The organism is Microbulbifer sp. (genome assembly GCF_036563125.1).
GTDB lineage: Bacteria > Pseudomonadota > Gammaproteobacteria > Pseudomonadales > Cellvibrionaceae > Microbulbifer.
Genome location: NZ_DATCMV010000014.1, coordinates 1 through 9,952, shown reverse-complemented (window position 1 = coordinate 9,952; position 9,952 = coordinate 1). Strand labels below are relative to the sequence as shown.

Below are 9,952 nucleotides of genomic sequence, written 5' to 3'. Positions count from 1 at the left end.
TGCCAAGAAAGGTCTGCGGGCTGCGGTGATTGAGCGCAGCCCAGCGGTGGGCGGCAACTGTACCCACAAGGGCACAATCCCTTCCAAGGCGCTGCGTCACTCCGTCAAGCAGCTGATGCGCTACAACACGCAGCCGGTTTTCCGCGCCCTGGGCGAACCGCGTCGGCTGACGTTCCCGCAGGTGATGGAAACGGTCAACAAGGTAATTTCCTATCAGGTGGAAATGCACACGAGCTTCTATGCGCGCAATCGTGTGGACCTGATCGTTGGCGACGCCCAATTCAAGGATGCCAACAGTATCGTGGTACAGCTGGCGGACGGTGCGCGGGAAATCATCACCGCGGAAAAATTCGTCATTGCCACCGGCTCCCGTCCTTATCGTCCGGCGGATGTGGATTTCAATCACCCGCGTATTTACGACAGCGATACCATTCTGGAAATGGAGCACACCCCGCAGGCGATCATCATCTACGGTGCGGGTGTTATCGGCTGCGAATACGCCTCCATCTTTGCCGCCCTCGGTATGAAAGTGGATCTGATCAACAGCCGCGGCCACCTGCTGGAATTCCTCGACGACGAAATTTCCGATGCGCTCAGCTACCACCTGCGGGATATGGGCGTGACGGTTCGTCACCGCGAAGAGTACGCGCGGGTAGTGGGAACCGATCGCGGCGTGACCATGGAAATGCAATCCGGCAAGCGGATTTCCGCCGATGCGCTGCTGTGGTGTAACGGCCGCTCCGGCAACACCGGTTCACTCGGTCTGGAAAATATCGGCCTCGAGGCCAACCACCGCGGCCAGTTGGCGGTGGATGATCATTACTGCACCGCGGTGGAAAACATTTTTGCGGTGGGTGATGTGATTGGCTGGCCGAGCCTGGCCAGTGCTTCCTACGACCAGGGCCGCGCTGCCGCGGAAGCCATTGCCGGGCGCGAGCATCGTGTGATTGAGGATGCACCGACGGGGATTTACACCCTGCCGGAGATTTCTTCCGTGGGCAAAACCGAAAGCGAACTGACCAAGGCCAAAGTCCCGTACGAGGTTGGGCGCGCGTTGTTCAAGCACACCGCACGGGCACAGATTTCCGGCGAGCGTGTCGGCATGCTGAAGATCCTGTTCCATATCGAGACCCGCGAGATTCTCGGTATTCACTGCTTCGGCGCCGAGGCGGCGGAGATCGTGCACATCGGCCAGGCCATCATGAAACAGCCGGCACCGAACAACTCGATCGATTTCTTTGTGAACACGACCTTCAACTATCCGACCATGGCAGAGGCATACCGTACTGCGGCACTGGACGGGCTGAACCGGATTACACGGTTATGAGCGAACCATCCCCAGCAGAGTTCCGTTCACTGGTAGAAGGGATATTCAGCGATATCCCTTTTGTTCAGGAAATCGGTCTCAAATTGCATGATTTCGATCTGGAAAAACAGACGCTGTCCGCAAAGTTTGTGCGCAAGCCGCAGCTTATCGGCAATCATTTCCAGAACATCCTGCACGGCGGCGTGATGGCCACCGCACTGGATACCGTTGGCGGGCTCACTGCCATGGTGGCGGCCTACGATCGCATGGGCGGTGCCATCGACTGGGACGAAAAAATCCAGCGGCTGGTCCGTCTGGGGACGGTGGATATGCGGGTGGATTACCTGAAGCCCGGACGTGGCGAAAGTTTTATCTGTCACGGCTCGGTGTTGCGGGTGGGGAACAAGTTGGTGGTGACGCGGATGGAGCTGTACAACGACTCTGACGAATTGATTTCCACCGGTACGGCGACATTCCTCTACTGACTTCCGCCATTCGGCTGGACTTCAGACCTGGAGACGAAAAAAGCGCGCTTATTTTGCATAAGCGCGCTTTTTTATTGGGACCGGATAAGTTCGGAAGCTTAACCGTGGTGTTTGGCCACGGTGTGCAGAACCCGGTCGTTCTCAAAGTAAACGAAGAAATCGGCGTACTCCCAGCGGGTGATTGCCGGCGTTCCGACCGGACCCTGAATGGAGATGGGCTCACCGAGTTCCTGGTTCACCTGGTCCTGTTTCTTGCCGCGCAGGTGGGAGGTCTCGGCGACCTGGCCCTGGCTGCCCACAGGCACTTCAATGGTCTCTGCCTGGGCGGCAGTGGTGAAAACAGCGATGCCGACGAGGCCCGCCAGTGTCAGGTTGCGCAGAGCAGGTGATGAGAACATGTGGGCTCTCCCGTTGAATTATTCGATTTGTCAGGCATTAAAGCAGATATTCTGCCGAAACATGCGGCATTCTTCACGTTTTTCCTTTCATTGAATCGCTTTGCCTTGCGGAGCCAATGCCGTGCCCGGTGCCTCCGCGAATCCTTGTGCTAGGCTGAAATTCGAACACGACTGATCGGGCAGTCACCAATGCGGTTTGCGCACTTTTTTTCCACGGCCGGGTTGCTGGTCGGTACCACCTTTTTCGCGCTGTCCCTGACCCCCTCGCTGATCCCTCGCGAGGGGGTGGTGCAGGGCGTTATCTCCGGCTGCTCATTTGCGGCCGGTTACGGGGTGGGCGTCTTCCTTGCCTGGTTGTGGCGGTTTATGGAATTGCCGGCGGTGCACGGCCGACCGCGCAATATCCTGCGCTGGGTTGCCAGCATATTCTGCATTCTGCTGGCGCTGGGGTTTCTGTGGCAGGCGGCCACATGGCAGAACACGGTGCGCGGTCTTATGGGGCTTGAGGACGCACCGGGGGTCAGGCCGCTGACCATTGCGCTGGTCTCCGCGCTGGTGTTTCTGGTGCTGCTGTCGATCGCCAGGCTGTTCCGGCATCTTTTTTACTTTCTCTCGGGCAAGCTCGAACGGCGTGCGCCGCGCCGCCTGTCCATGCTGTTGGGGCTGCTGGCGGCGGTGGCTCTGTTCTGGGCAGGCTTCAACGACGTGATTCTTACCGCCGCGTTGAAGCGCGTGGACCGTATCTACCAGCAGCTGGATACCCGGATTGCGCCGGATATGGCGGAGCCCACAGATCCAATGATCCCCGGGAGTGCCGCGTCGCTGGTGCGCTGGCAGGACATGGGGCATCAGGGGCGGCGTTACCTGGTCCTCGGCCCCAAGGCCAAAGACATCGCAGAGGTGACCGGCAGCGCCAAAGACCCGATTCGCGTATATGTCGGCCTGAACGCCGCGGAGACGCCAGCGGCGCGCGCAGAACTCGCGCTGAAAGAGCTGAAGCGGGTAGGGGGCTTTGAGCGTCCGTACCTGATCCTGATCACCCCGACCGGTACCGGCTGGGTGGACCCGGGCGCTATCAATTCCATTGAATACCTATTGGGGGGCGATGTCGCCAGCGTTGCCGCGCAGTACTCCTACCTGCCGAGCCCGATCGCGCTGATGACCGAGGATGCCTACGGCCGTGAAACGGCGCAGGCGCTGTTCCAGGCGGTCTACGGCCACTGGAGTGCGCTGCCGCGGGAAACCCGGCCCAAGCTATTCCTGTTCGGGCTGAGCCTGGGGGCACTCAATTCCGACCGCTCCTTCGACTTCTACGACATCATCAACGATCCGTTCCACGGCGCCCTGTGGGCGGGCCCGCCATTTCGCAGTGACACCTGGCGCGAGGTCACCAAAGACCGCGATGCGGGTTCACCGGCCTGGTTGCCGCTGTTTCGCGACGGGGCGGTGGTGCGCTTTGGCAACCATTTTGGCGGCTATGAAACCGGTAGCGCGCCCTGGGGAAACTTCCGTCTCGCCTACTTGCAGCACGGCAGTGATCCCATCGTATTTTTTGAGCCGGAGGCGGCTTACCGGAAGCCGGCGTGGATGGCAAAGCCGCGGGCTCCTGACGTTTCCCCGGATCTGCAGTGGTACCCGATCGTGACCATGTTGCAGCTGGCGATGGACATGCACGCGGGCATTGCGCCCATGGGTTTCGGGCACAGCTACGCGCCCGCAGACTATGTTCACGCCTGGCATCAGCTGGTGGCGCCGCCGGGGTGGGATGAGGCGAAGCTGAAGCTTTTGAACGAAAAGCTGCTCAAATGGAATCCGCGCTGAATCCGGCTGTCAAAACGTTCACGCTGTTGCTGTAACGTGCGTAAATACTTGGATTTCTTGGCGTTTTTCCGCTTAAATCAGCCCCATGATAAAACCAGTCCCCCTCTATATCGGCCTGCGTTACGTGGCCGCCCGCCGCCGGCAGCAGTTCATCTCCTTTATCAATGGTTTCTCCCTGCTGGGTATGGCGCTGGGTGTATTCGCGTTGATCGTGGTGACCTCGGTGATGAACGGGTTTGATCGCGAGCTGAAGACCCGCATCCTGTCGGTGGTGCCGCACGGGTTCGTGGAAAACAAGGAAGGCCTCGAGGATTGGGCCGCCGCCGCAGAGTCCCTGCGCCAGCAACCCCATGTGCTCGCCGCCAGTCCGTTTGTGCGCGGTTTTGCGCTGTTGGGTGCCAACAACCAGTCCCACGGCGTGGAATTCCAGGGCGTGGACCCGCAGGCACTGCGCGAAGTGTCTTCGGTTGGCGAACACATGCTGATGGGCAGCCTGGATGGCCTGCAGTCGCGCAGCTACAACATCGTGCTCGGGCGTATCCTGGCGCGTCAGTTAGGCGTCATTCCCGGCGACAGCGTGATCCTGACCCTGCCGGAAGTCACCATTACCCCCGCCGGTATTTTCCCCCGCACCAAGCGCTTTACCGTGGCCGGTGTTTTCTCCGTGGGTGCGCAGGTGGACCAGAACATGGCGCTGATGCATCTCGACGATGCCGCGCGCCTGTTGCGTATGCCCGGCAAGGTGCAGGGGCTGCAGCTCAAGTTTGACGACATGAACAATGCGCTCGGCGCTGTCGAGGGTTACGCCTCGGCGCTGGGGGAAGGTTTTACCGGTGAAGACTGGAGCCACTCCCAGGGCAGCCTGTTCCAAGCGGTGAAGATGGAAAAAACCGTCGTCACCCTGATGCTGATGATCATTGTGGCGGTGGCCGCATTCAACATTGTTTCCGCGCTGGTGCTGATGGTGGCGGACAAGCGCTCGGACATCGCGGTGCTGCGCACCCTCGGTCTCACATCGCGCCAGATCATGGCGGTGTTTGTGGTGCAGGGCAGCGCCATCGGTATTCTCGGCGCGGTGATCGGCGGGTTACTGGGCACGCTGATCGCACTGAACCTCACCGACCTGGTGTCCTGGATCGAGGACGTGGTCGGCGCACAGATTTTTGATCCGCGGGTCTTCTTTGTCAGTTTCCTGCCTTCTGAATTCCGTGCCGCCGATGCGGTCATGGTATTGAGCGCGGCGATTATCATGAGCCTGCTGGCCACCCTGTTTCCCGCCTGGCGCGCAGCACAGATTGCGCCGGCGGAAGCACTGCGATACGAGTAACAAATAATCAGATGAACAGCCAAGTGGAAATCCATCCCGAAGAGTCACGCCCACAGGCCACCGCGGAAGTGGTGCTGGCCTGTCACGACCTCACCAAAGTCTACCGCCAGGGTGCCAACGAATTGCACGTACTGCGCGGTGTTGAATTGCAGGTGCCGAAAGGGGAGAGGCTGGCGATTGTCGGTGCCTCCGGTTCCGGTAAATCCACCCTGTTGAACCTGCTCGGCGGGCTGGACACACCCAGTACCGGTGAGGTGTGGGTGGGCGGCCAGAATCTGGCATCCCTCAACGCCAACGAGCGCGGCTGGCTGCGCAACAGCAGCCTCGGGTTTGTGTATCAGTTTCACCATCTGCTGAACGAATTTACCGCGCTGGAAAACGTTGCCATGCCGCTGCTGATCGGCAAGCATTCGGTGGCGGAATCCCGCGCGCAAGCGCGCGAAATGCTGGAAGCCGTTGGTCTCGGCCAGCGCCTGGATCACAAGCCGGCACAGCTGTCCGGCGGTGAACGCCAGCGTGTCGCCATCGCTCGCGCGCTGGTGGCCCGTCCGGCCTGTGTGCTGATGGATGAACCCACCGGCAACCTGGACCGCGCAACCGCCCATGAAATTCACAAGCTGATGGATCGCCTCAACGACGAAACCGGTATCAGCTTCGTGATCGTGACCCACGACCCGGATCTCGCCGGTGCGCTGGACCGCTGCCTGCATCTCGTTGACGGCCAGCTGGTGGAAGGCTGGCAGCAGGGCAATTATGTTTAAGCCGCTACCCGCCTTTATCGGCCTGCGCTACGCGGGCGCCCAGCGCGGCGGCGACGACTCTGCCGGCCTGGTGTCGTTCATCTCCGGGCTGTCCATGATCGGCCTGATCCTGGGTGTGGCACTGATGATCGTGGTGATGTCGGTGATGAATGGCTTCGACCGCGAATTGCGCGAGCGTATTCTCGGTATCATGCCCCACGCCACCGTGTACAACGCCAGCCCGCAAATCGACTGGACCGATGTGCGCAACCAGGTGGCGGCGGCAGATGGCGTTACCGCGGCGGCAGAGGTGTGGCAGGTGAACGGCCTTGCGCGCAATGGTCTCGACGTGTCACCGCTGCTGGTGCAGGGCGTGAACCCGGAAACCATCGTCAATGTTTCCACCATCGGTGAATTCCTGCAGCCCGGCAGTTTTGCCGCGCTCACCAGCGATCCCGCGGAACCCGGCATCATTCTCGGCAAAGGTATTGCCGACAAACTGGAAATCGCCGTCGGCGACCAGCTCTCCATCATCGTGCCGCAGAGCGGCAACAGTGACTCCGGTGGCCGCACCGCGGCGCAGCTGGCGGGTTTCAAGGTAGTGGATATTTTCCACTCCGGCACCGCGCTGGATCACTCCCTCGCGCTGGTGGACTGGGCGCAGGCCAGGGCACTGGCGGGCGGCGCCGGTGGTGCGGGCGTGCAGATGCGCGTGAAGAATATGCTGAACTCGTTTGCCGTGTTCCAGAACCTGCTGCGTCAGCTGCCGGTGGAAGGCTTCTACGGCAACGACTGGACCGGCACCCACGGCAACCTGTACCAGGCGATCCAGATGTCGCGCAACCTGGTCAGCCTGCTGGTGTTCCTGATCATCGCGATTGCCGCGTTCAACGTGGTGTCGACCCTGGTGATGGTGGTGATCGACAAACACGGCGATATCGCCATCCTGCGCACCATGGGTGCGAGCACCCGCGAAATCCTGCTCACGTTTGTCAGCCAGGGGGCGCTGGTCGGCCTTGTCGGCGTGCTGGTGGGCGGTTTGCTCGGGGTGGTCGGCTCGCTGCTGGTGACCGATGCGGTATCCGGCCTCGAATCCCTGTTCGGTATCCAGTTCCTCAAGTCCGATGTCTATCCGGTGGACTATCTGCCGTCTGAACTGCAGTGGGGCGATGTAGCACTGGTGGTGGGGGCAGGGTTCGTACTCAGCCTGATTGCCACCCTGTATCCCGCATTGCAGGCGAGCCGCGTGCAGCCGGCGGCGGCACTCCGCCAGGACTTTTGATTCAAAGTATTTGAACGGAAAGGTTTACAAGTAGCAGATTCGGCCCGACGCGTTCGGGCCGAATTGTTTTGATAAGGCCCTTTTAAAGGGCCTTTTTGATGGAGCCCTCAGGGCGTTTCCCGTATCTGGGCTTTGCGCAGTTCCAGTCGCGATTTCCAGCGTTTCACCACATGCCAGCGCCAGATGGCCTGCATGGCAAAGTAGGCGACGGTGGCAAAGAAAATTCCGCTGATCAGCGAGCCGGAAAATAGCGGTAGCCAGATCCTTCCCACTTCCTCCGTAAGCCATTCCCACGACAGCTCGATTTTGAACGGTATCGGCGGGGTGCCCAGTATCCACGCACCCAGCTTGTAGGTGCTGTAGAAGATCGCCGGCATGGTGATCGGGTTGCTGATCCATACCAGCGCCATGGACAGCGGCAGGTTGCAGCGGAACCAGAGTGCCAGCAAGGCGGCAATCAGCATCTGGCCGGGCAGGGGGAGGAAACTGGTGAAAATGCCCACCGCAAAGGCCACGGAAACAGAGTGGCGATTCAGGTGGAACAGGTTGGGGTCGTGCAGCAGTTTGCCAAGAAATCTCAGGCCGTTGTTGGCACGCACTTGTTCGGGAGTTGGCAGCCAGCGCCTGATAACACTCTTAGGCATGATTCAAATCTGCTCACTACTCTCGATTTGTCATTGTCGATGCTGAGACCTTTTGGGTATGCCGTCCCTGACCCTGTAAGAAGTCCGGCCACATAAGGATAGAGTGGCCTGGAGGCATTGCGTGTGCGTCGGCAAACACGGGCCAGCACGGGCGCTATTATGCCTACATCACAATTTCAAGACTACCATTCTCATCGCCGGCGTCGGATTGGTCATTTTATCCCCTGTAACCGGCAACCCTGAGACTGTGTTTTGCGCGTAAACCACCGCTCGGGCCGCACAGGTTCGGTGCAAAGCCGACGCACTGCGCACTTTTTTAGGCGCAGAATGTCAATGTGTTGACATAAATAGCGGTTGACGCTGAAAAAGTGGCCATTTAAGCTTCTGCAACCTATAAAGTGTCGACAATCTAGAAAAGGGTGTCGACAAATCATCACGGTGGGGCAGATGGCGATGGATTCCAACACCGCACTCACACAGTTGGCAGCAGACGGGGCGGACACGCCCAAAGGTACCCGCGGCTCACAGAGCCTGGCGGACCGCCTGTTCTATTCCCTGCGTAAAGACATCGTCGAAGGGCGTATGCCCGCCGGCAGCAAGATCAGCGAGCCGGAACTGGCGCGTCGCTTCGACGCCAGCCGCGGCAGCCTGCGCGAAGCGCTGATGCGCCTGGAATCCCTCGGCCTGCTGGAGCGTAAGGTCAATGTGGGCGCCCGCGTGGTGGACCTCACCGAGCGCGGCCTGCTGGAACTCTACGACGTGCGCGAAGCCCTTGAAGGCATGGCCTGCCGCCTGGCCGCACAGAACCGCTCGGAAGAAGACCTGGTGGAGCTGCGGCAGATGCTGCACCGCCACGAACAGCAGGAAGAGCTGCAGGCGGGCACCGCCTATTTCCAGCCGGAAGGGGATTTCGACTTCCACTTCCGCATTGTGCAGGCCTCCAACAACGACCTGCTGATCGACACCCTCTGCAACCGACTGTATTACCGCGTGCGCATGTATCGCTACCAGCTGGGTATGGCGAGCCCGCGTGCGCACCGCGCTTTCCGCGAACACAGCCACATCATCGACGCCATCGAAGCCGGCGATGGTGAACTGGCAGAAATTCTGATGCGTCGCCATATCCGCGCGTCGCGCAGCAACATCGAAAAGAAACTTACCAACACCGATTAATTCGAGAAACAGGGGCAATCCATGAGCAGACCTGAATCCGCCGGCGCACGTTTCCGCCTGGCTCTGAAAGAAAACCAGCCGCTGCAGGTAGTGGGCACCATCAACGCCTACACCGCGATCATGGCCGAGCGCATCGGCCACCAGGCGATTTACCTGTCCGGCGCGGGCGTTGCCAATGCCTCCTACGGCCTGCCGGACCTCGGCATGACCAGCCTCGATAACGTGCTGGAAGACGTGCGCCGCATTACCGCCGCCACCAGCCTGCCGCTGCTGGTGGACATCGATACCGGCTGGGGTGGTGCGTTCAATATCGCCCGCACCATCAAAGAGATGATCCGCGCCGGCGCCGCCGCTGTGCACATCGAAGACCAGGTAGCGCAGAAGCGCTGTGGTCACCGCCCGAACAAAGAGATCGTTTCCAAAGACGAAATGGTTGACCGCATCAAGGCCGCGGTAGACGCGCGCACCGACGATGACTTCTTCATCATGGCCCGCACCGACGCCTTCGCACAGGAAGGTCTGGAAGCCGCCATCGAGCGCGCCCAGGCGTGCATCGAAGCCGGCGCCGACGGCATCTTCGCCGAAGCCGTGACCGAGCTGGAACACTACCGTGCGTTCAAAGACGCACTGAATGTACCGATTCTTGCCAACATCACCGAGTTCGGCCAGACCAAGCTGTACAACAAGGCAGAACTCGCGGAATCCGGTGCCGACATGGTGCTGTACCCGCTGTCTGCGTTCCGCGCCATGAACAAAGCCGCGGAAAACGTCTATAC

Annotated in this window: 10 protein-coding genes; 8 read left to right on the top strand and 2 right to left on the bottom strand. The window is 60.4% G+C overall.

The window, feature by feature from the left end; translation table 11 throughout:
* Together sthA and VIL80_RS00955 are read left to right on the top strand one after the other, a co-directional pair.
* The coding region (sthA, locus tag VIL80_RS00960) for a Si-specific NAD(P)(+) transhydrogenase (protein ID WP_332034297.1) at positions 1-1,327 on the top strand (1,327 nt) is incomplete at its 5' end.
* Positions 1,324-1,791: a thioesterase family protein gene (locus VIL80_RS00955; RefSeq protein ID WP_332034296.1), complete on the top strand. Its 468-nt coding sequence runs from the start codon at positions 1,324-1,326 to the stop codon at positions 1,789-1,791. The genes sthA and VIL80_RS00955, both read left to right, overlap by 4 nt.
* A 98-nt stretch (positions 1,792-1,889) precedes the next feature.
* Here VIL80_RS00955 and VIL80_RS00950 read toward each other — a convergent pair whose 3' ends face one another.
* Positions 1,890-2,189, bottom strand: a complete 300-nt coding sequence (locus tag VIL80_RS00950) for a hypothetical protein (protein WP_332034295.1) — start codon at positions 2,187-2,189, stop codon at positions 1,890-1,892.
* Positions 2,190-2,378: 189 nt separating this feature from the next.
* On the opposite strand from VIL80_RS00950, the gene VIL80_RS00945 reads away from it, so the two are divergent.
* The 4 genes from VIL80_RS00945 (at position 2,379) to VIL80_RS00930 (ending at position 7,359) form a co-directional block, all read left to right on the top strand.
* Positions 2,379-4,010, top strand: a complete 1,632-nt coding sequence (locus tag VIL80_RS00945) for an alpha/beta hydrolase (protein ID WP_332034294.1) — start codon at positions 2,379-2,381, stop codon at positions 4,008-4,010.
* 85 nt (positions 4,011-4,095) lie between these two features.
* Positions 4,096-5,337: a lipoprotein-releasing ABC transporter permease subunit gene (locus tag VIL80_RS00940; RefSeq protein WP_332034293.1), complete on the top strand. Its 1,242-nt coding sequence runs from the start codon at positions 4,096-4,098 to the stop codon at positions 5,335-5,337.
* Positions 5,338-5,348: 11 nt separating this feature from the next.
* Positions 5,349-6,098: a lipoprotein-releasing ABC transporter ATP-binding protein LolD gene (gene lolD, locus VIL80_RS00935; protein ID WP_332034292.1), complete on the top strand. Its 750-nt coding sequence runs from the start codon at positions 5,349-5,351 to the stop codon at positions 6,096-6,098.
* Positions 6,091-7,359 carry a lipoprotein-releasing ABC transporter permease subunit gene (locus tag VIL80_RS00930; RefSeq protein ID WP_332034291.1) on the top strand — a complete coding sequence of 423 codons (1,269 nt, stop codon included), beginning with the start codon at positions 6,091-6,093 and terminating at the stop codon, positions 7,357-7,359. The genes lolD and VIL80_RS00930 overlap by 8 nt, the downstream gene beginning before the upstream one ends.
* A 107-nt stretch (positions 7,360-7,466) precedes the next feature.
* Here VIL80_RS00930 and VIL80_RS00925 read toward each other — a convergent pair whose 3' ends face one another.
* Positions 7,467-8,003 (bottom strand): DUF2062 domain-containing protein, encoded by a 537-nt coding sequence (locus tag VIL80_RS00925; RefSeq protein WP_332034290.1) that lies wholly within the window; start codon positions 8,001-8,003, stop codon positions 7,467-7,469.
* 447 nt (positions 8,004-8,450) lie between these two features.
* Between VIL80_RS00925 and VIL80_RS00920 the strand changes: the two genes are divergently transcribed.
* Positions 8,451-9,176: a GntR family transcriptional regulator gene (locus tag VIL80_RS00920; RefSeq protein WP_332034289.1), complete on the top strand. Its 726-nt coding sequence runs from the start codon at positions 8,451-8,453 to the stop codon at positions 9,174-9,176.
* A gap of 21 nt (positions 9,177-9,197) precedes the next feature.
* On the top strand, positions 9,198-9,952 hold a 755-nt coding region (gene prpB, locus VIL80_RS00915; protein WP_332034288.1), incomplete at its 3' end, for a methylisocitrate lyase.

Excerpts from the sequence above, each read along its gene's own strand:
- VIL80_RS00955 (WP_332034296.1), top strand. The coding sequence starts at position 1,324 with ATGAGCGAACCATCCCCAGCAGAGTTCCGTTCACTGGTAGAAGGGATA.
- VIL80_RS00950 (WP_332034295.1), bottom strand. The coding sequence starts at position 2,189 with ATGTTCTCATCACCTGCTCTGCGCAACCTGACACTGGCGGGCCTCGTC.
- VIL80_RS00945 (WP_332034294.1), top strand. The coding sequence starts at position 2,379 with ATGCGGTTTGCGCACTTTTTTTCCACGGCCGGGTTGCTGGTCGGTACC.
- VIL80_RS00940 (WP_332034293.1), top strand. The coding sequence starts at position 4,096 with ATGATAAAACCAGTCCCCCTCTATATCGGCCTGCGTTACGTGGCCGCC.
- lolD (WP_332034292.1), top strand. The coding sequence starts at position 5,349 with ATGAACAGCCAAGTGGAAATCCATCCCGAAGAGTCACGCCCACAGGCC.
- VIL80_RS00930 (WP_332034291.1), top strand. The coding sequence starts at position 6,091 with ATGTTTAAGCCGCTACCCGCCTTTATCGGCCTGCGCTACGCGGGCGCC.
- VIL80_RS00925 (WP_332034290.1), bottom strand. The coding sequence starts at position 8,003 with ATGCCTAAGAGTGTTATCAGGCGCTGGCTGCCAACTCCCGAACAAGTG.
- VIL80_RS00920 (WP_332034289.1), top strand. The coding sequence starts at position 8,451 with ATGGCGATGGATTCCAACACCGCACTCACACAGTTGGCAGCAGACGGG.